General features: G+C 42.1%; 15 protein-coding genes. 6 read left to right on the top strand and 9 right to left on the bottom strand.

Going from position 1 to position 21,415, the window contains the following annotated elements; genetic code table 11:
- Nucleotides 1–64: 64 nt before the first annotated feature.
- Nucleotides 65–790, top strand: coding sequence for a YebC/PmpR family DNA-binding transcriptional regulator (locus tag J8Z25_RS19330; RefSeq protein ID WP_054553380.1), 726 nt, complete (start codon nucleotides 65–67; stop codon nucleotides 788–790).
- A 351-nt stretch (nucleotides 791–1,141) separates the two neighbouring features.
- Here J8Z25_RS19330 and J8Z25_RS19325 read toward each other — a convergent pair whose 3' ends face one another.
- Complete coding sequence (locus J8Z25_RS19325) at nucleotides 1,142–3,316, bottom strand: malate synthase G (protein ID WP_502934607.1); 2,175 nt, start codon at nucleotides 3,314–3,316, stop codon at nucleotides 1,142–1,144.
- 228 nt (nucleotides 3,317–3,544) lie between these two features.
- Here J8Z25_RS19325 and J8Z25_RS19320 point away from each other — a divergent pair, with 228 nt between their 5' ends.
- Nucleotides 3,545–5,146 (top strand): isocitrate lyase, encoded by a 1,602-nt coding sequence (locus J8Z25_RS19320; protein ID WP_250662085.1) that lies wholly within the window; start codon nucleotides 3,545–3,547, stop codon nucleotides 5,144–5,146.
- A gap of 829 nt (nucleotides 5,147–5,975) precedes the next feature.
- Here the strand turns inward: J8Z25_RS19320 and J8Z25_RS19315 are convergent.
- Together J8Z25_RS19315 and J8Z25_RS19310 are read right to left on the bottom strand one after the other, a co-directional pair.
- Nucleotides 5,976–8,003: a S9 family peptidase gene (locus tag J8Z25_RS19315; RefSeq protein ID WP_130053003.1), complete on the bottom strand. Its 2,028-nt coding sequence runs from the start codon at nucleotides 8,001–8,003 to the stop codon at nucleotides 5,976–5,978.
- A 290-nt stretch (nucleotides 8,004–8,293) separates the two neighbouring features.
- The gene (locus J8Z25_RS19310; protein WP_250659740.1) at nucleotides 8,294–9,319 is read right to left on the bottom strand and encodes an IS110 family RNA-guided transposase; all 1,026 of its coding nucleotides are present in this window, start codon (nucleotides 9,317–9,319) and stop codon (nucleotides 8,294–8,296) included.
- 211 nt (nucleotides 9,320–9,530) lie between these two features.
- On the opposite strand from J8Z25_RS19310, the gene J8Z25_RS19305 reads away from it, so the two are divergent.
- The 3 genes from J8Z25_RS19305 to J8Z25_RS19295 all read left to right on the top strand — a co-directional run bounded on the left by J8Z25_RS19305 (nucleotide 9,531) and on the right by J8Z25_RS19295 (nucleotide 11,706).
- Nucleotides 9,531–9,908 (top strand): VOC family protein, encoded by a 378-nt coding sequence (locus J8Z25_RS19305; protein WP_130053002.1) that lies wholly within the window; start codon nucleotides 9,531–9,533, stop codon nucleotides 9,906–9,908.
- A gap of 359 nt (nucleotides 9,909–10,267) precedes the next feature.
- Nucleotides 10,268–10,528: a hypothetical protein gene (locus tag J8Z25_RS19300; RefSeq protein ID WP_130053001.1), complete on the top strand. Its 261-nt coding sequence runs from the start codon at nucleotides 10,268–10,270 to the stop codon at nucleotides 10,526–10,528.
- Nucleotides 10,529–10,725: 197 nt separating this feature from the next.
- Entirely contained in the window at nucleotides 10,726–11,706 is a 981-nt protein-coding gene (locus tag J8Z25_RS19295; RefSeq protein ID WP_250662084.1) for a WD40 repeat domain-containing protein, read from the top strand.
- Between the two features lie 57 nt (nucleotides 11,707–11,763).
- On the opposite strand, the gene J8Z25_RS19290 is transcribed toward J8Z25_RS19295, so the two are convergent.
- Genes J8Z25_RS19290 through J8Z25_RS19270 form a run of 5 tightly spaced genes read right to left on the bottom strand, consistent with a single transcriptional unit; the run spans nucleotide 11,764 to nucleotide 16,864 of the window.
- Nucleotides 11,764–12,621: an aminotransferase class IV gene (locus J8Z25_RS19290; RefSeq protein WP_130052999.1), complete on the bottom strand. Its 858-nt coding sequence runs from the start codon at nucleotides 12,619–12,621 to the stop codon at nucleotides 11,764–11,766.
- A gap of 2 nt (nucleotides 12,622–12,623) precedes the next feature.
- Entirely contained in the window at nucleotides 12,624–13,487 is an 864-nt protein-coding gene (locus J8Z25_RS19285; protein WP_250662083.1) for a glutamate cyclase domain-containing protein, read from the bottom strand.
- Nucleotides 13,472–14,203, bottom strand: a complete 732-nt coding sequence (locus J8Z25_RS19280; RefSeq protein ID WP_250662390.1) for a 5-oxoprolinase subunit PxpA — start codon at nucleotides 14,201–14,203, stop codon at nucleotides 13,472–13,474. Before J8Z25_RS19280 ends, J8Z25_RS19285 begins: the two co-directional genes overlap by 16 nt.
- 6 nt (nucleotides 14,204–14,209) lie before the next feature.
- Nucleotides 14,210–15,007, bottom strand: a complete 798-nt coding sequence (locus tag J8Z25_RS19275; protein WP_130052997.1) for a putative hydro-lyase — start codon at nucleotides 15,005–15,007, stop codon at nucleotides 14,210–14,212.
- Nucleotides 15,008–15,055: 48 nt separating this feature from the next.
- Nucleotides 15,056–16,864, bottom strand: coding sequence for a glycoside hydrolase family 3 protein (locus J8Z25_RS19270; protein ID WP_130052996.1), 1,809 nt, complete (start codon nucleotides 16,862–16,864; stop codon nucleotides 15,056–15,058).
- A 349-nt stretch (nucleotides 16,865–17,213) separates the two neighbouring features.
- Here J8Z25_RS19270 and J8Z25_RS19265 point away from each other — a divergent pair, with 349 nt between their 5' ends.
- Nucleotides 17,214–20,087, top strand: coding sequence for an FAD-binding and (Fe-S)-binding domain-containing protein (locus J8Z25_RS19265; protein WP_250662082.1), 2,874 nt, complete (start codon nucleotides 17,214–17,216; stop codon nucleotides 20,085–20,087).
- 47 nt (nucleotides 20,088–20,134) lie between these two features.
- On the opposite strand, the gene J8Z25_RS19260 is transcribed toward J8Z25_RS19265, so the two are convergent.
- Nucleotides 20,135–21,322 carry an acyltransferase family protein gene (locus tag J8Z25_RS19260; RefSeq protein ID WP_250662081.1) on the bottom strand — a complete coding sequence of 396 codons (1,188 nt, stop codon included), beginning with the start codon at nucleotides 21,320–21,322 and terminating at the stop codon, nucleotides 20,135–20,137.
- Between the last annotated feature and the right edge of the window lie 93 nt (nucleotides 21,323–21,415).

The following is a 21,415-nucleotide window of genomic DNA, read 5'->3' as shown; positions in this document are numbered from 1 at the left end:
AGCCCAAGCGGTCATGAGTTGCTAAAATATCGGCAATTATCAAATGTATTCATAGAGGCATAAGATGGGCAGAGCATTTGAAGTCCGCAAAAACGCCATGGCTAAAACAGCCAATGCAAAAACAAAAGTAAATTCTAAATACGGAAAAGAAATCTACGTAGTTGCTAAAAATGGCGAACCAGATCCAGAAGTTAACCAAGCGCTAAAGCGTATTATTGAGCGTGCCAAGAAAGACCAAGTTCCAGCACATGTAATCGATAACGCGATCAAAAAAGCAGCCGGTGGGGCAGGGGAAGACTATTCACCAGCACGTTATGAAGGTTACGGTCCTGGTAATTGTATGGTTATTGTTGACTGTTTAACTGATAACCCTAACCGTACTATCAAAGATGTACGTTTACCGTTCACAAAAACAGATTCAAAAATTGGCACACCTGGTTGTGTAGCCCATATGTTCGATCACTTAGCTGTTTTAGGCTTTGAAGGTGATGACGACGAAGTCGTGCTAGAAGCGCTGATGATGGCGGATGTAGACGTAACAGATGTAGAAGTAGAAGACGGCAAAGTATCAGTATTCGCTCCTCATACAGAGTACTACAAAGCAAAAACAGCACTGGAAGAAGCATTTGAAGGTATTAACTTTGAAGTAGACGAGATTACGTTTGTTCCACAAGTTCATACTGACATCACTGATCCAGATGATATCGCAAACTTTGAAAAGTTTATTTCTATGCTTGATGACTGTGATGACGTTCAAAACGTTTATCACAATGCGATTGTCAAAAACTAATTTTTAAGAAATTAGCATGTAAAAAAGGGGGATTTGGTAACAAATCCCCCTTTTTTAATAGATTTTTATTATGCCGTGAATGATGAGTATTCACTGTCGTTATGAGTTTATACCAATACGCTTAATTTAATGGTCTATTTTGAGGCAATAAAACCTTGTTGATAACAAGGCAAAAATTTCGTTATTTAGTTGTTCTAAATCAGAAATTTTTAACGCAGGTAGCGACAGGTTTAATCCCTCAAAATAATTAAGTATTATTGCGGATTGGTATCAATTGATATTAGTCAAAAAAAAGCAGCCCTTAGGCTGCTAGGAACGACACATGAAACTCGAAGGGGAGTTGTGTAGTGGCTAATTTAACGACTTATACTTTATACGGAACGCATGTAATAATGGTTCAGTATAGCCACTAGGTTGTTTAACTCCCTCTAGTACAAGGGCTAGCGCTGCTTGATAAGCCACACTTTGTGCTAACGTTTCGGCAGAATCTGCCATATTCTTGTAGGCTGGATCACCTTCATTTTGACCATCAACAACTTTTGCCATACGCGCCATAGTTTTTCTAATTTGCTCTTCAGAGCAAACGCCATGATACAACCAATTAGCCATGTGTTGGCTTGAAATCCGCAGTGTGGCACGATCTTCCATTAAACCAACATGATTGATGTCTGGTACTTTAGAGCAGCCAATACCTTGGTCAATCCAACGTACAACATAACCTAGAATACCCTGTGCATTGTTATCAAGTTCGGCTTGAATATCTTCTTTGCTTAAGCTGCTTGCATCTTTCATAAGCGGTGGAGTGAGTAAGCTGGTAAGGCTTGCTTCTTTGCGGTCCATAAGCGATTTTTGACAGGCAAACACATCTATATCGTGATAATGCATTGCATGTAGGGTTGCAGCTGTCGGAGAGGGCACCCATGCGGTATTTGCACCACTTTTCGGGTGACCACTTTTTTGTTCCATCATTAATGCCATCTTATCTGGCATTGGCCACATACCTTTACCAATCTGTGCTTTACCACTTAGTCCTGTAGCAAGCCCAATATCAACATTGCGATCTTCATATGCGCTGATCCAAGGCTCAAGTTTGATAGCGCCTTTTGGCAGTACAACACCAGCTTGCATCGAAGTATGAATTTCGTCACCGGTACGGTCTAAGAAGCCAGTATTAATGAACACAACACGTTTTTTAGCTTCGAAAATACAGGCTTTTAAGTTAGCTGAAGTGCGGCGTTCTTCATCCATAATACCCATTTTAATTGTGTTTTCAGGCAAGCCTAATAGCTGCTCAACGCGGGTAAATAATGTATTAGTGAATGCCACTTCTTCTGGACCGTGCATTTTTGGTTTAACAATATTAATGCTATTAGCCGTTGAATTTTTTAGGCTACTTGTACCTTTTAAGTCATGAAGAGCTGCTGTGCTGGTGATAATGGCATCCATAATGCCTTCAAACACGTCATTGCCTTCACTATCTTGGATTGCAGGGGTTGTCATTAAGTGGCCAACGTTACGCACAAACATCATGCTACGGCCTTTTAGCGTAAGTGTTTCACCATTCACACCTTGATATTGGCGGTCTTGTGCTAAACGACGCTCAATGGTTTTACCGCCTTTGTTAAATGCTTCTACTAGGTTACCTTGCATTAAACCAAGCCAGTTTTGATATACGTTTACTTTGTCTTCGGCATCGACAGCGGCAACTGAATCTTCACAATCCATAATCGTTGTTAAGGCTGCTTCAAGTAGCACATCTTTAAGGCCTGCTTTATCAGCTTGACCTATTGGGTGATGATGGTCGATTTGCAGTTCAATATGTAAGCCATTATTTTTCAGTAAGATAGCGGTTGGGTTTTGCGCTTCACCTTGGTAACCGATAAGTTGATCAGGGTTTGCTAGGCGAACCTGGCTGCTGTCACGTAATGTTATTAAAAGTTCATTGTTAACCACTGAATAGCTAGTACTTTCGATATGCGAGCCATTTGCTAAAGGTAATGCTTTATCAAGGAACTGGCGGGCATAAGCCATTACTTTAAAGCCACGTACAGGGTTGTATGTAGAGCCTTTCTCTGCGCCGTCATCTTCACTTAATACATCGGTGCCATACAGCGCATCATACAAAGAGCCCCAGCGGGCATTCGCTGCGTTTAAGGCAAAGCGTGCGTTGCTCACAGGCACAACAAGCTGCGGCCCCGCAGTGCTAGCGATTTCAGGCTCGACCTGTTCTGTTTCTATGCTGAAGCTAGCTGGCTCGGGAACTAGGTAGCCAATGTCCTCAAGGAATGCTTGATAGTTAGCTGCATCCCATACCGGTTGCTGCTTGTGATAGTCATCAATCTTAGCTTGCAGTTGTTCGCGTTTTTCTAAAAGCGCACGATTGATTGGCGTTAATTCATTGACGATTTCAGCAAAACCTTGCCAAAAGGTGTCTGTGCTAATGCCTGTTCCTGGTAAAAGTTGCTGCTCAACAAACTGTGCTAGTTGTTGAGCAACGCTTAAACCGTTAAGTGAGAGAGTGGTCATAATAATGTCCTTTAAACGAGCTTAAATTGATCATTCATGGCTAAACCATATCGTAAAAAAGGCTAATAAGCAGGCTATTTGTCATTCACTAGATATATAGTGGCAATAACAACTATAAATTTACTAAATCCTTAAAATCCGCCTAATGTTGAATTAAGCGCTACGAAGCAAACGCCAAGTAGCCACTCTCACTAACAAAAATAGATAACCCGTTCGAAGGATTTTATTATGACAACATATCAACGCGAAACAGATAACCTAGCTACTTTATGTCAAACACAAGGCAAAACGTGGCAGTCAATCAACCCAGAATACGCAAGCCGTATGCGCTTACAAAACCGTTTTCGTACGGGTCTAGACATCGCACAATACACTGCAGACATTATGCGTGCAGACATGGCTTCATACGATGCTGACCACAGCCAATACACACAATCATTAGGTTGTTGGCATGGTTTCACTGCACAACAAATGATGATGGCAATTAAACGTCATAACAAAACAACTAAACGCAGCTACGTTTACCTAAGTGGCTGGATGGTTGCGGCACTTCGCTCTGAGTTCGGTCCATTACCTGACCAAAGTATGCATGAAAAAACATCTGTTCCAGCGCTAATCGAAGAAATCTACACCTTCTTAAAGCAAGCTGATGCACGTGAACTTGACCACCTTTATAAAGACCTAGACGAAGCGAAAGCAAACGGCGGTGACGTTCAAGCTGTGCTAAATAAAATCGATAACTTCGAAAGCCATGTTGTGCCAATTATTGCTGATATCGATGCGGGTTTCGGTAACGAAGAAGCAACTTACCTACTGGCTAAAAAGATGATTGAAGCAGGTGCATGTGCTATCCAAATCGAGAACCAAGTATCTGACGCAAAACAATGTGGTCACCAAGCAGGTAAAGTAACAGTACCGCATGAAGATTTCTTAGCAAAAATTAACGCAGTTCGTTACGCATTCTTAGAGCTTGGTATTGATAACGGTATCATCGTTGCTCGTACAGACTCACTAGGTGCAAGCCTTACTCAAAAAGTGCCTGTATCTAAAACACCTGGCGACCTTGCTAGCCAATACACGTCGTTCCTTGAAACAACACCAGTAAACAGTGTGGATGACTTAAACGAAGGCGACACAGCAATGAAGCTTAATGGTCAACTTTGCAAACCAACACGTTTAGATAATGGTTTATACCAGTTCCGTGAAGGCACAGAGAAAGACCGCGTAGTTCTAGACTGTGTAACTAGCTTACAATCAGGCGCAGACTTACTGTGGATTGAAACAGAAAAGCCTAACGTTAAACAAATCGCTGAGCTTGTTAACCGCGTTAAAGAGCAAGTACCAAATGCTAAGCTGGTATACAACAACTCACCGTCGTTCAACTGGACACTTAAATTCCGTGAGCAAGTATATGCTGAGTGGCAAGCGCAAGGTAAAGACTTATCTGCTTACCCAAGTATCGATGATAATAAGGCATTAATGGCACCAGAAATGGATGACACAGAGCTTGCAGCGGCAGCAGACGTACTTGTGCAAAACTTCCAAAAAGATGGTGCACGTGAAGCGGGTATCTTCCATCACCTAATCACGCTACCAACTTACCATACAGCGGCGCTAAGCACTGATATTCTATCAGAAGGCTATTTCGGCGACCTAGGGATGCTAGCGTATGTTCGTGACGTACAACGTCAAGAAATCCGCCGTGAGCAAGCATCAGTGAAACACCAAGACCTAGCAGGTTCTAACATTGGTGATACTCATAAAGAGTACTTCTCTGGTGAAAATGCGCTTAAAGCCGGTGGTGAAGCAAATACCATGAACCAGTTCTAACCAAGTTGTAATTTCCTTTATAGCTATTCAATAATGTTGTTAGGGGCCTTCGGGCCCTTTTTCATTTGTAGCTATCAGCTTTCAGACTCGCATCTCGTAGGTTCGGATCACTCTTTAACCAAGTCTTGGATCAGCCATTTACTAGCTTTATAAAAATACAGATCACGCATTTACCAGCCTCATAATTTTAGATCAGGATTTAACTACCTCCGTCTTATGAGCTTTAATTTAGGGCTTATTGCCTGAGTACAGCCTCTAGAATGGTTAAAAATGGGTAATATAAACGGCAATTTAATGTTGTTTTGTAGAATCTAGCGATTTATAAACCGATTTTTTATTAACTCACCCAAGCCATAAACCGATTTTTTACCAACTCCATACACTTACAAACCAAAATTTTACTAACTGAAGCTAGGTTTTTAGCGGCACAAACCGATTTTTTACTAACTCAAGTTACTGATTTTGGCTATAAACCGATTTTTTACTAACTGCTTTTTGGGTAATGTCCGATATTTGAGAAAAGTATGTAAGGAGTTAATCACATTTTAAGTGTAAAGGGGGTTTACAGAGAAAAGAAAGCTGTCAGCTATCAGATTGAAATTCAAAAGTTAGAAAGGAGAAAGTAGCAGCGGGTTTACCCCGCGTTATAGTTTTATTAAATGACGTGGCATAAAGCCGCTGCTACAGGTAAGTGTGAAACTATTTTATGTTTTGTGTATGGCGCGGCATAAAGCCGCGCTTAATGCAATTTGAGATAAGTTAAACGAAACTGCGTCACGAAATTCGTTCACCTTGTGCAAACGAAATGTTCTCGCTTCGCTCGATGTCGTTAATTATTTCCACTGTTTTTATCAAACCACCATTGAATATAGGCTACTTTAGTCATCAGGTTTGATGGGCGAGCGGTAATACCATGTGAGGCATTAGGAATACGCACCATCGCTGTATCAACACCTTGTAGCTTTAAGGCTTGGTAAAATTGTTCGGTTTCAGAAATTGGGGTGCGATAGTCTGATTCACCGGTTAACAGCATGGTTGGTGTTTTAACATTGCCAACATAGCTTATTGGTGAGCGCTTCATGTAATGCTCAATGTTGTCCCATGGCTTACCAGGGAACCAATAATCAGCAAAGAAAGGGTAGAAGTCAGCAGTTAGTACAAAACTGATCCAATTGATGACAGGTTTAGCAACTACCGCTGCTGCAAAGCGGTCTGTATGGCCCACAATCCATGCTGTTAAAACACCTCCGCCTGAACCGCCGGTAACAAACAATTTGCTCTCATCAATAAAGCCCTTATTGATGACAGCATCAACACCTGTCATCAAGTCATCAAAGTCATTACTTGGGTAGTTATGATGAATTGTTTGCGCAAATTCTTTACCGTATGAATCACTGCCGCGTGGGTTCATATAAAGCACAACGTTACCTTTGGCTGCATATAATTGCACTTCAGGGCTAAAATGAGGGCCATAGTTTGCAACAGGACCACCGTGGATTTCTAAAATAAGTGGGTACTTTTTGCTTTTATCAAAACCTGGTGGGTAAGCAACCCAACCTTGAATAGCCAAGCCATCGTGGCTTGACTTAACCCAAATTTCTTCAACCTTAGCGAGTTCTTTGTCGCCCAACGCATCTTCGTTTAATTGCGTTAAACGCGCTGTTTTACCGCGCTTAATTAGTGCTACATCAGCTGGGCGTTGGGTATCTGCAAGTGTGAATGCAACTTCACCATCTTCGCTCACGTCAAAGTCACCACCCGAATACGGACGGCCAAAGGCGACACTACCAATCTCTGAGGTAATCACTTTATGTTTACCACTACGAGGTTGGTAAGCTAGGTGTGTTTTACCTTCGCTATCGTAGCTAAAATAAAGACCTCTGCCACTATCATCCCATTTTATGCTTTCGACGCTACGGTCTAAATCAGCAGTGAGCACTGAGGTTTTACCTGAATTTAAATCAAGTAAATAAATGTCGTTATTTTCATAGTTAGTCTTTTTGTCGTCATAGCCTGTGTATGCAAGGTAACGACCATTTGGTGAGACTTTAGGGCGTGAATCTGGGCCTTTACGGTTTGTTATTTGGGTAATTGAACGATCCGCTAAACTAAGTTTATAGATTTCAGATTCAGTTGGGTGTAGTTCGTTGTTTTCATAACGATTAGCCGAAAAATAGAACGCATCGCCTTGCTCGTTAAAGCTGATTGCTCCGCCGTGATCAAAATCACCTGAGCTTAATTGACGTGCATTGCCGCCAGTTGCACTGATGATAAAAAAGTGACGATAGCCTTTTTCAGAGTAGCCACCGCCATCGGCACGGTAATAAGTATCGTCAATATATTTAGCTGGCTCTGCCCACTTAGCGCCCTCAGGCTTACCCGGTAATGACACAGGGCTTGCTGATTTTGCTGGTACAAACTGGCTAAACACCAATTGCTTGCCATCTGGTGTCCAAGTTAATCCACCAGGGCTTTGCGTTAGGTTACTAATTTTCGCTACGTTACCGGTTTTTAACCATTTTACATAGATTTGGCTGCTACCATCACGGGTAGAAATAAACGCTAAGCGAGTTTCATCCGGTGACAGCACCGGAGAGTAATCCATATGCACGCCAGACGTTAGCGGTAGCATGGTTTTACCATCTGGGTTTACTGACCAAATATTGCTGACTTTACGGTCGCTTTTGATATCCATGCGATTACGCACAAAGTAAATTGTATCGCCATTTTTTGTCATTTCTATTTGGTTGGCGTATTCAAGATCAAAAACATTTTCGAGGTCAAAGGTATTGCTAGCTTCTGCGTGGCTGTAAAAGCTAGCTGCAGCAAGCAGTGCTAAAGATGTTTTAAACTTCATTTTATTTCCTTGTTAGTGAGCAGAGATTAGGGCGTGTATATGGTCTCCTCCAACATTGCAAGAATAAACAATGAGTTTTGACAGGGATAGGTTTGCGTTCGTATATCCGGCTTCTTAATTGAAACACTTTGGTTTCGAGCCTCGATGAACTTCGCACATATCGTCCTTATCGTTGACACGAGTTTATCAAACTCACACGCCCTATCAGGTTTTCGATATGTCGGTTTTACCTGTTTGTCATCACTTGATGTTTATTCAGCAATCCTCTGAAGTGAACTCGTTATTCATTGTTAAGCCGTTACCAAATCATCGTTGTAACGACCGCCGTGTTTTAATATCGCCCAACCAACGCGAGCTAACTTATTGGCAAGCGCAACCGCAGCTTTGTTCCTGCCTCGCGTTTGCTCTATTCGCTTTATCCATTTTGCCAGTGGCGTATCTTTGTTCGCACTGACTCGCATAACGGCTCTGGCACCGTGTATCAATAAGGTTCTTAAATACCCATCGCCCCGTTTACTGATACCCAGTAAATTTTGTTTACCGCCGGAACTATGTTGCCTCGGAACTAAACCTATGGAAGCTGATACCGCTCGTCCATTGTTAAATTCACTGCCATTGCCCACATGTTGATAAAACGCACTGGCAATCAATGGGCCAATACCCGGAATACTCTGTAATCGAACACAGGCATCATCTTTACTTAAGTCATGGATTTTTTGAGTATAAACATCCAGGTGCGCTTTAAGCTCTGACAACTTTTTATAGTGTTGTTCCAATAATTCCTTGAACAACTCACTCAACCCATTATTTGCTTCTCTATCGTATAACTCAGGCAAGGCCTTATAAACATTATGTACTCCCAATGGAATGACAATCCCATACTCATACAATAAGCCTCGTATTTCATTACTATTCGCTGTTCTGTCTCGCTCACATTTCTTGCGTAGTACATGCAGCGATTGAATATCTTGTTGGGTTTGGGTTTTTGTTCTAACAAAACGCATTTCTGGTCGCACAACAGCTTCGGCTATGGCTAATGCATCATTAAAATCTGTTTTGTTACCTCTGACATAAGCCTTTACGTGTTGAGGCGCTATTTGTTTTACCCGATGCCCCAGTTTTTCGAGTTCTCTTGCCCAGTAATGTGCACTGGCACATGACTCGACTCCAACTAGGCAATCATCTAGTTGAGCAAAATAATTCAGTATTTCTTTTCTTCTCAGGATTTTTTTCTTAACAATTTTACCTACTTGATTACAGCAAACCACATGACTCACATTCTTTGCTAAATCTAATCCAACTGTTGTAATATTCATCTCGGTCTCCTCGCTTTATTACTTGAATCGTTCAATTCCAAGTTTGGCACATTGCGATGCCGAAAGGGAGGAGACCATTTCATCGTTGACCTGTTATAAAGTAACAACCATAAGAAATATAGTCCATTGCGATGAATGAAGAAATCAATAGACAGATGGTCATTTCCCTTTTATGTTGAGTAAAGACACTTTTAAATGTAAGGAGCACACAATGATAGGTTACATCATGTTAGGCACTAACAACCTAGCTAAAGCAGTAAAGTATTACGATGAATTGTTCGCCACTCTAAACGCCGAGCGCTTTTTAGAAACTGATCGCTTTGTCGCATGGAGTACAGGTCAAGATAAGCCCGGTTTTGCGGTTACTAAACCCCATAATGATGAAAAAGCCACAGTTGGTAACGGTACTATGATCGCTCTGGCAGTCGAAACTCCAGCCCAAGTAGATGCCTTTTATAAAAAAGCCATAGAACTAGGTGGCACTGACGAAGGCGCTCCCGGCCCACGTGAAATGCCGGGCTTTTATGCGGGATACTTTAGAGACCTAGACGGTAACAAACTTAATGTGTTTTGTTTTACGCATGGGTGAGGGGAGTTAGCAAGGGGAAAGTTAGAACCCTCGCGCGAAATAAATTTCACGTTTACAAGAAAACCGTGGGATTACCTTAAGCAGAGAATCAGGAGGCTTTTGTTCGGCGCTAAAGCACCTCCTATCTCGCTTCTCGCCTATCTTTCACACACCTCGAAGCTCATTTCTAGTACTTTAAAACAAGCATTATCACCATATTGTGTTTATTGTAGGGAAAAGTTGTCTTTTTCACTATTTATTGGTGAAAATATCAACTATGTTTTTGCTTTAATCTCTCATTGTATTGATTTATATGAAGTTATATTGTTGGTTCGATAATTGCTCCAGACTTTTTACCAACACTTTTAAAGGAAATAAAAATGAAAAATACACTAACGCTTACCCTTCTTGCTGTACTGCTTTTGGTTCTGTATTCACAGTTCACAGAATTAGCCTATAAATTTGGTTTTGCTGAGCTTAAACTTAATGCGGTTTTGGAAAACAGTGAACATATGAAAGTAAAGTGTGATGTATACTCACTTGGCTATTTCGATGAAATAAAACTTCAAAATAAATTTCAAAAATGCATCAATGATTATGAAGCTGAAGGCTACGAAATCGTTAGCAGAACAGACCAATAATCGTTTCATGTAGGCGCCATGCTTGCATGGCGCGCCGCTGCATCGCCGAACAGCCGGCACTTCGCGCGAAATAAATTTCACGCCTACAAAAACTGATGGCTGACGGCTGAAAGCTGGCAGCGAGATTTCCTACCAACTTCCGCTTATTTTCATTACACTGCTCCTATACAATATAATTATAAAAAATGAGAGTGATCATGACGTCGAAACTGCTTAAATCTCTTTGCTGTGTATTTGCACTAAGCCTTGTGGGCTGTGGTGGAGGTGAGGTGTTTACTGCCTCTGCTAGTAGTGAATTTGCGCATGGCAATGAGCTATTAAGTGCCACGGCGCTTAGTGAAGATGCTAGTCACGCGTTAGTGGCAACCCAATCTGAGGTGTGCGTTTGGGATAATCAGTTAAAAGCGCGTCTATACGATTGTATAACAGGGCTGGGCGCTGAACATGTTGAGCTTGCGGGCTTTAGCGCCAACAAATCTCGTTTTTTCATTTCAAATCGGTTATCAGTAACTTTATACGATACTCGCACCGGGCGTAGTATTGGCACTTGGCTCACTGGGCAAGAAATCGCCAGAGACATCGCTATTTCAGCTGTAGGCGATACTTTGGTTATAGCCTATCGTAGCGGTAAGGCTGAGGTGATAAATACCCGCACAGGTGATACTAAGCGTTTTGATATTCATCGCTTAGATATTAATAGCGTGGCGTTATCGGCTGATGGTCAGTGGGCGTTTACCGGCTCGAGCGACAAATACGTAAAGCTTTGGTCAACGAGCGATGGCAGCACTCGCTTTGAAGAGCGTTTAGCTACTAGAGTAAATCACGTTACTTTAAATAAAACAGCGAGCTTGGCTTTTGCAATTGATTCGGTTGATGATCGAGTATTTTTTGATTTAGCCAATAAAAAAGAACTATCAGAAGTGGCCTCATACGCTAACTTTATTGAGTTCACCGCATCGCAATTTATTAATCAAGATAAATGGCTATTAACGGGTTCGCCAAAAATGAAGATGCGTTTATATCGCGTTGCAGATGGTGAACTAATCGCTGAATACGAAGCTAAACAACAGCGCCAGCGTACGTCAGTACTGAGTGTGGCATACGATGGTAACCTGCTATATTCAGAAACCAGTGACGGCCTACTGCAAGCTTGGCCATTTGATATAATAAGCAATTAAATAATAGCTAAAAAAAACGCCTACTTTAAGTAGGCGTTTTTTTAAAGTGCGATTAAATTAGTAATCAAACTTATGCTTGGTAAACAGGCTTTGCACTTGTTGCCAAATTGCACCTGGTTTGCCATCGCCAACTAACTTGCCATTTACTTTTACGACTGGGCCAACTTCTTTAGTGGCGCTGGTGATCCATACCTCGTCGGCATCAAGTAACTCTTCTTTACTAATAATGCGCTCTTGCACTTTAAAATCACTGTAACTGTGAAGAATATTGAGGATTAACCAGCGGGTGATCCCCGGTAAAATTTGGTTATCAAGTGGTGGCGTGCTGATCACACCATCTTTTACGATAAACACATTACTTGAACTGGCTTCGGTAATTTCTTCTAAACGATTAAATAGAATGGTTTCTTTATTACCCGCTGCTGCACCGTGTTGGTAATGGATCACGTTGCCAAGCAGTGCCGTTGATTTTATATGGCAACGTTGCCAGCGACGATCTTGCTCAAGTGATACGGTGTAAGTTGTTGCGCTATCGATGTCGCTTTTTGGCTCTGCCGGAATTTCAAAAGCAAACGCAAATACGGTCGGAGTAATATTGCTTGGGTAGCCGTGGGCACGTTTTGTATCAGCGCCGCGGCTCACATGCAAATAAATCCCTAGGTTGTCACCTTGGTTTTTTTCGCATAAATCATTACAGATTTTACGCCACGTATCGGCATTGTAATCGAGCTTAATTTCAAGCTCGTTTAAACCGTTATTCATACGCTCAATATGTGCGCCAAAGCCTAGCATTTTGCCTTGGTATGATGGGATCACTTCATAAATGCCATCGCCAAATAAGAAGCCGCGATCCATTGGTGAAATCTTTGCTTCATCAGCGCCAAGGTATTCACCATTTAGGTATACCGTGCCCATTGTTAAACCTCATTCTCTGTCGTAAAGCCGCCAAGTTGGCGAAGCCGAGTTATTAATTGTTGACCATGCATTGCATGCAGACCGTCTTCGGTGAGCTCGTTTTTATGGGTGACACCATCGACACTACCGCGCTCACTTAGATAATGTAAAATATTGAGTGGCTCAATTTCAGCCAGCAAATCGGTGTTATGCCAGCGACTTAAAAAGGCTATCAGCCCGTACGCCGCCCAGTTAGATACATCGGCGAGTAAAAGCTCATCGCAAGGAGTTAAACAAGGAGTAATGTTTAGCGCTTGCATGTGCTGTGCAAGGTTACCCATGCCTATTTCGTTACCGCCATCACCAATCGCTATGGTGGGGCAACGTGCTTCTGTTACAAAAAAATCAAAGCAGCCGCAATGCTCAGAAATATCAATACCGCGCATATTGTAATAACGCTGATGCTGATTCAGCCCCGGGCGTTCTATTGATAAAACACAATCAGGTTTCAGCTGTGCAAGGGCTTTAATGCTAAAAGTGTGGGCATTATCAATGCTATTAATTGGCAGCTCAAAGCAGTTGAAGTCTTTTTTAAGGGCACTGTAAAGGGGGTTGCCAGTAACCAAAAGGGGCTGTTTACCAAGTTTTTTGAGTACTTTGTAAAGTGCAATCGCTCCAACTGGGCCGTCGGTTTCGAAGGTATTGTTGACTGCAAAGCCTGTACCAATCAATACAGTACCTTGTGCTTGATGAAGGTATTTCGCTGCGCGTAAATACGTACCCGTTAGTTGTTTTGCATATAAATGCTGCATACCACGCGGGTTTTGTTCAACCATCATGGTTTCAATTTGTTGGCTGAGCGCAGCGTCACTTAGGCTTGCTGACATAGTGCTTTGATCTCTTGAATGAGCGCAATACCCGCATCATTATCGCCGTGCACACACAGGCTATCGGCATCAAGCGCAAGCTGCTGACCGCTTCGCGTTGTGACTGTGCCATGTTCAACTAACTGTTTAACCTGCGCCATTAGCGCTGGTTTATCGTGTACACTGCCAGCTAAAGAGCGCGTGACTAGTTTACCTTCGTCTGTGTATTGACGGTCGGCAAACGCCTCTAGAATGAGTTCTAGTTGAAGATTTTTTGCTTGTACTTTGTGTTCGGCTGCTTGGTTGGTGGCTAAAATCATTAATTTTAGTGGCTTTGCATAACTAGCCACAGCACGCATAACGATATTCAAGGTTTGCTCGTCACTCATCATATCGTTATATAAGGCGCCATGTGGTTTTACGTATTCGAGCGTTAAGCCATGTACCGCAGCCATACCATCAATTGCAGCAATTTGATAATGCAGGCAATTGGTAAGCTCTTTTTCACTCATAGCCATAGAACGGCGACCAAAGCCTTGCTTATCTGGGTAACTTGGGTGTGCGCCAACCATTACCTTGTATTGCTTGGCAAGGGCTAGGGTGTTTGCCATCACATCGGCATCGCCAGCATGAAAACCACAAGCAATATTTGCCATATCAATATGTGGCATAACTTGCTCGTCTAAGCCCATTTTCCACATCCCAAAGCTTTCGCCAAGGTCGCAATTTAGTTTCATCGTCATTTATAACGCTGCCATTTTACTATTTGGAATATCAGTGATCAGCATGTGTCCTGGGCTATGCGTGATACAAAAATCAGGTGCTGCGTTGGCAATCGCAACTTGTGGAGTAACACCACAGGCCCAAAACACCGGTACTTCACCTGCTTTGATGGTAACCGCATCGCCAAATTCAGGCTTGTTAATATCTTTTATGCCAATTGCTACAGGGTCACCAAAATGCACTGGCGCACCATGTACACTTGGAAAACGGCTGCAAATTTGGATTGCCCGAATAGCATCTGCAGGTTTCATTGGGCGCATGCTAACGACCATATTGGCGTGGAAAATCCCCGCACTCTGGCAGGCCATATTGGTTACATACATAGGCACATTTTTTTGCTCGCTGATATTTCTGATCTCAAGACCCGCGGCAATAAGCGCTTCTTCAAACGAGAACGAGCAACCAATTAGAAAGGTGACTAAATCATCGCGCCAATGGCTTGTAATATCAGTTACTTCTTCAACCATTTGGCCATTTTTAAAGATGCGGTAACGAGGGAAGTCGCTACGAATATCTATATCTTCACCAACGGTTGGCATATCGGTAACGCCCGGTAAACGGCTAGTAGCAATAATCGGGCAAGCTTTCGGGTTTGCTTGGCTAAACTGCAAAAAATCAAACGCATATTGTTTAGGTAAAATCACTAAATTTGCTTGCACAAAACCCGGTGCAAAACCCGATGTATTTCCACTGTAGTCACCCTCACGTACCATTTTACGAATAGCCGCAGGAGTGGTTAAAGATGCATTTTTTTGCATGTGACTCTCCTTGAAGTAAACACTTGCCCATAGTTGCTACAATAACACTCAGTTCAGGTCATTAATAGTAACGGGCAGCTGTCCTTTAGCAGGGGCCTTCCCTAGTAAAACTTTTGCTAGCGCTGTGAATGCAGGACCAGCAATCTTTTCATCTGTATCTACATCTATATTGTAAGCATAGGTGGCAAGTACAGCATCACCAAATTTTCCAAATTGAGCAATATCATAAGGGGCACGTAAGCTTACAAATACGGTCTTCTTATGGGCTAATTTTGCTTGTTTTAGCAATGATTCTAATGCCGCAGATTGATCTGCTTTAGCAATTGCAAACTCTGGGTTATCAGCTAAATCGTCCATTCCACCTACTTCAACAGCACTTTGTTTTGGTGACGCATTTGCGGCAATGATTATATCGGCTTCGTTAATTTCTTTTAACGTGGCAAGCTTCTCATAGCCTTGCAAACTAGTGCAGCTAAAGCTGATTAACTTATCAGTGTTATCAACTAACGCCTGCTGTAGGGCATAGCACTTGCGGGTATCTGGCATAATAATATGCACTTTGCTGCCTGATTTAATGTCGAGTGGTAGGGTATTTTTTTCGTTTTTAACTTCGGTGATAGCGGCTAATGCTAATTCGGCTTCTACTTTTCTGTGACCTTGATCACCAAGTAAAAGCTGCGCTTTTTTGATAGCTGCTTCGTCGTCAAGTGAAGAGGTGAGTTTAAACTTCTCTTTAAGTCTTAAAATACGCGTTGCTGAAGCACTCATTTCGTCAGCATTTAAAGTGCCACGCTGTACTTCTTGCTCTAATCTGTCAATTAGGGCTTCAAGTACCGCCAAGTCTTTAGGGCTTCTTATTTCAATTGGCATAAGCGCAATATCAACACCCGCTGCAAAGGTATTTATCACTGCTTCAATTGGTTCAAAGAAGTGGCTAATACCTGCCATATCAAGTGCATCGGTGATCACAACACCTTGATAACCGAGTTCATCACGCAATAAGTCGGTGATGATTTTGCGCGACATTGTTGCAGGTTTGATCATGGTTTTGCCTTCTTTACTGACAAACGTAGTGTCATCGAGGGCTGGATATTGGATATGTGCAGTCATGATCATACCCGGCTGTTGATTCTTAATAATTTCTTTAAATGGTGGTAGGTCTTGCTGCCAAATGGTTTCTTTATCATGCATTACCTTTGGCAAGCCTGTGTGGCTATCTACGTTAGTATCGCCATGCCCCGGAAAGTGCTTTAACGATGAAATAACGCCGTTATTTTCGAACCCTGCGACTTGTGCACCACCTAGTTTCGCAACCAGTTGCGGGTCTTCGCCGTAAGAACGTACGTTAATAACAGGGTTATCAGGGTTCATGTTTACATCGACCGTGGGTGCATAGTTAACATTAACACCCAGTGCTAAAAGCTCGTCGGCGATAATGCGCGCAGACTCAGTCGCGAAGTATGTGCCATGTTCTTTGTAGGTTGCGCCAATCGACATATTACCTGTGAATGAAGTGCCTACATCACGAGGAATTCGGGCTACTCGGCCACCTTCTTGATCTATCGAAATAAACAGCGGTAAGCCTAACTCAGACTTAGCAGCAGCTTTTTGTAGATCATTATTAAGTTTGATCACCTGTGGCACGGTATCGATATTTTCAGCAAATAAAATCACACCACCAATGTTATGTTTAGTGATGATATTGGCTAAATCGGCTGGCAGCTGAGTGACCGGTGTACGGCATTTTTGCTCGCCAGGGTCTTGCTCACAGTAATAGCGCAGGTCGAGCATGAGCTTTTGCCCTAACTGTTGTTTTAAAGTTAATGCAGACTCAGCAAATGATGATTGTAATGGCATGAAACATCCTAATCCGATAACCAGTGACGATAGTGCAAACTTATTTAACACAGCAAGCTCCAAAGCAAAACGCTTATTTAGTTTTTAGAATAAATTATTCTTGATGTTAATGGGTTTTTAAATATAAATACAGTCTTTTTTTGCTACCCTAGCGGTTTTTCTGCATGACTGCAAAAAGCTAAGTTAGATCACCAAATAGGGCTGATATGCTTAAATAACCAAACCTTTATGCTGATGAAAATGCTTGAAGATGATAATTTATCAATTTAATGGGTCGCTTTTTAGTACAATTTAAAGTAATAATATATTCCATAATCATCAGCGTAACTATGACAAGCCTGGGGGCGAGATGGCTTTAACAAGATTGCACGCATTCAAACAGCAAATTGCACCTTTTTTACCAGAGTCTGCATTAATAGAAGATTACTCGCGCCGTTATGCGTATGGAACAGATGCAAGCTTTTATCGATTAATTCCTGAGTTAATTGTATTAGTTAGCAATCAAAATCAAGCACGACAAGTGATCATTGCTGCAAACGAGCAACAAATACCTATCACATTTCGAGCTGCAGGGACGAGTTTATCTGGGCAAGCAATTACAGATTCGGTATTGGTTTTATTGTGCGATAGTTGGAGCAAGTTTGAGATTATTGATGATGCCGATGCAATACGCTTACAACCGGCGATCATCGGCGCTAGAGTGAATCAAGTATTAGCCCCGTTTGGTAAAAAAATTGGCCCTGATCCCGCTTCAATTAATAGTTGCAAAATAGCGGGGATGGCGGCAAATAATTCATCGGGTATGTGTTGTGGGGTGGCGCAAAACAGCTACCATACAGTAAAAGATATGACCCTAATTTTTGCCGATGGCACTGTGCTTAATACGGCTGATAACCAAAGCTGTAACGCCTTTTTGCAAAGCCATAGTAGCTGGGTTGATGAGCTAATGAACCTTGTTGATAGCGTAAAGCAGAACCCAGATTTGAGTGAACGCATCGCCCATAAATATCGTTTAAAAAATACCACAGGTTATGGCTTAAATGCGTTACTGGATTTTTCTGATCCAATCGAAATCATTAAACATTTAATTATTGGCTCTGAGGGTACGTTAGCTTTTATCGCAGATATTACCTACCACACAGTGGTCGAGCATAAGTATAAACACACAGGTTTTTTTATCTTTGACGATATCAGTAAGGTTTGTGAGCTGGTACAAAGACTGAGTGAACTTGATGTTGCAGCGGTTGAGCTACTTGATAAACGTGCCCTGATGTCGGTGTCTGAACATGCCATAATGCCAAAAGAAGTGACCAACTATCCAGAGCAAGCAGCGGCACTTTTAATTGAGTTAAGAGCTGAAAATGCAGAGGCTCTTGATGCACTTACTAAGATCACCGAGCAACTTCTTGCTCAGTTTAAGCAAAGCCAGCTGGCAGCGATTGAGTTTTCTGCTGACAGTGCCCGTAATGCAGCACTTTGGAATATCCGCAAAGGAACGTTTCCTGCGGTTGGCGCGGTGCGTGAAACTGGCACTACAGTGATTATTGAAGATGTCGCCTTTGCTCTTGATAAATTAGCTGAGGGCGTAAATGCGCTGCATCAGTTATTTATTAAATATGGCTATGACGAAGCCATTATTTTTGGTCATGCACTGGCCGGAAACCTGCATTTTGTATTTACTCAAGCCTTCGACACACACGAGCAAGTAAGCCGTTACGAGCAATTTATGGCTGATGTGGCGAACTTAGTGGCAGTTGAACTAAAAGGGTCATTAAAAGCAGAGCATGGCACAGGTCGTAACATGGCTCCGTTTGTTGCCACCGAATGGGGAGATGATGGCTTCTCGGTGATGGTTGCGCTTAAAGCATTATTCGATAAGCAGAATATTCTTAACCCTGGGGTTATTATTAATCACGACAAAAATGCTCACACTCAGCATTTAAAAGTCATGCCAAAAAGTGATGATATTATTGACACCTGTATTGAGTGTGGCTTTTGCGAAGTGGTTTGCCCATCAAAAGGGCTTACCTTAACACCTAGGCAGCGTATTACTTTATGGCGGCACCGCACCGAATTACACAATCAATTGCTAACAACCGATGATTTAGCGAGTAAGCAGAAGTTAAATCAAAAGCTCAGTGTTATCGAGGCCGACTTTAAATACCTTGGTATTGATTCGTGCGCAGCAACCGGTCTTTGCGGACTTAAATGCCCAGTGGGGATAAACACTGGTGAATTTATAAAATCACTTAGGGCTGAGCAAGTTTCCTCAAGCAAAGTAGCGCGGTCATTATCACGCTTTGCCAGCAAGCATTTTGCGGTTGTCGCCTCTGGTGCTCGGTTTGGCTTATCCGTCATCCAGGTGCTAGAAAAAGCAATTGGCAGCAGTAACTTAAGAAACCTGAGTAAACCTGCTAATAAGTTGCTTGGTACACCGCTATATTATTCGGCATGGCCAAGGGCCGAGCAGCCAATTAATAGAAAACGTCAACAACCCCAACAAGCGAAAAAGTTAGTTTATATGCCAAGCTGCGCAAGCCGGGTTTTTGCGGCCGATAAACTTGCCGATGATAAGCGTCCACTGCTTGATGTAATCTTTTCATTAGCTGCAAAAGCAGGCTATGAAGTGGTGATACCTAAACAAGCTGATTCACTATGCTGCGGTATGCCATTTGCTAGTAAAGGTTTTAATCAAGAGTCTAAAAATAAAAGTGAGCAATTACTTACTAAGCTCGAGGCGCTTTCAAATAATGGCCTGTATCCAATCGTTTTTGATGCCAGCCCCTGTGCGCTCACCACCCTTAATGCTGCGCAAAATACTGCACTCAAAATTTACGAAAGTGCCGACTTTGCAGCTCAGTACTTACTGCCTAATTTGCAAGTAACGCCCGTGAATGAGCCTGTGATGCTCCATGTTACCTGTAGCTCAAAGCGATTAGGTAAAGAGCAAAGCCTAGTATCACTTGCCAAGGCATGTAGTAATGAGGTGATTATTCCAGCCGATATTGAGTGTTGTGGTTTTGCTGGTGATAAGGGTTTTAACTTGCCAGAACTAAATAGCAACGCGCTAAAAACCCTTAAACAACAAGTGCCAAAAAATTGTAGTCGCGGCGTATCTAATAGCCGTAGCTGTGAAATTGGTTTAACTGAGCACAGTGGCATTAGTTATCAGTCAATTTTGTATCTACTCGATAAGCAAAGCCATGCAATACCACAGGCATAATTGCTGAACAGATGAGCCAGTTGCTGACTGGCTCATTTTTTCAAAGACTAAACCTTCCAAAAAATGCCTTTGCGGTAGCAGCTGAACATCACAATATAAGACACTGCTAAAAACAACAGCGAAAATATAAAAGATGCCAAATAATGATCACTGATCGCTAATTGTATAAGACCATAAACATTGCCTTTTAAACTGCTATCGCCTAACGAAACCATAATTAATAGGCGTGCGAACACGCCTGCAAACATAAAAAATAATATCGCATTAGCACCAAAAACAATAAATGGAGCACTCCAGCTGCGCAGCTTATAAATATCTAAAATAGTACTGCATAAAGCATAAAAAATCGCAGCAAGCCCTGAGCTGAGTAACACATAGCTAGGAGTCCATAATGCTTTATTGATAGGCGTTATTGGCGAAATAGCATAGCCGGCAATAACGCTTAATATGCCTGCTAAGATTAGTGTACGTGCTTGCTTTTTAAGGTCGAGTTGTTTGGTTAAGTAAACTGCAGTCAAAATGCCGCTGAGCGCACTCGCAATCGCAGGAAGAGTTGAGAACAGCCCTTCAGGATCAAATGGCAGTGGCTTAGCATTGGCATAATACAGGTGATGACTACCAAGTACGGTGTTGTCTATGAAAGCACTTAAGTTATTGCCATGTAACCATAAGCCACTCACTACCTCGCCGTTTGGCAAGGTATACGGGATATAAAGCATGGCGGCGCCATAAAATAATAAAAGAGCGATGCAAGTAATGGCTATTTTTTTCGGCGATAAATAGAGGTAACAACACAGGGCTGCTAAATACACCAAACCGATGCGTTGTAGCACACCCAAAACTCGCAGTTGCAATAATTTGTCATCAACCCAGCTAAAAGAAGGGTCTTGAAAATTGTAATAAAACAAGGCTAAAAACCAACCCAGCACAATAAGTTTAATGGTGCGAATAACACCTGCTTTTAATATTTGTTGATCACTTACCCCTTTACCACGCAGGTTATTTACAGATAGCGTAATAGACATGCCGACAATAAAAATAAAAAAGGGAAAAATTAAGTCGGTAGGTGTCCAACCATGCCAGTCTGCATGTTTCAACGGCCAATACATAGCGCTCCAGCTGCCCGGGTTGTTCACTAAGATCATGGCAGTAATAGTCAAGCCCCGCATTACATCTAACGCCATAAGTCGATGTGAAGGGAGTTTATTGATGATTTCAGCACAGTGTTGACGCATAGGAAAACTTTATTGTTATTTTGTTTTTATAGTGTAATAAATTATTACGTCAAAGCAAGCTGCTTTTGAACAATATAAATCGCATGTATTAGC

Origin of the sequence: Pseudoalteromonas sp. SCSIO 43101, from assembly GCF_023650775.1 — a bacterium.
GTDB classification, from domain to species: domain Bacteria; phylum Pseudomonadota; class Gammaproteobacteria; order Enterobacterales; family Alteromonadaceae; genus Pseudoalteromonas; species Pseudoalteromonas apostichopi.
The sequence above is the reverse complement of the archived record's forward strand: the minus strand, read 5'-3'. Positions and strand labels throughout refer to the sequence as shown.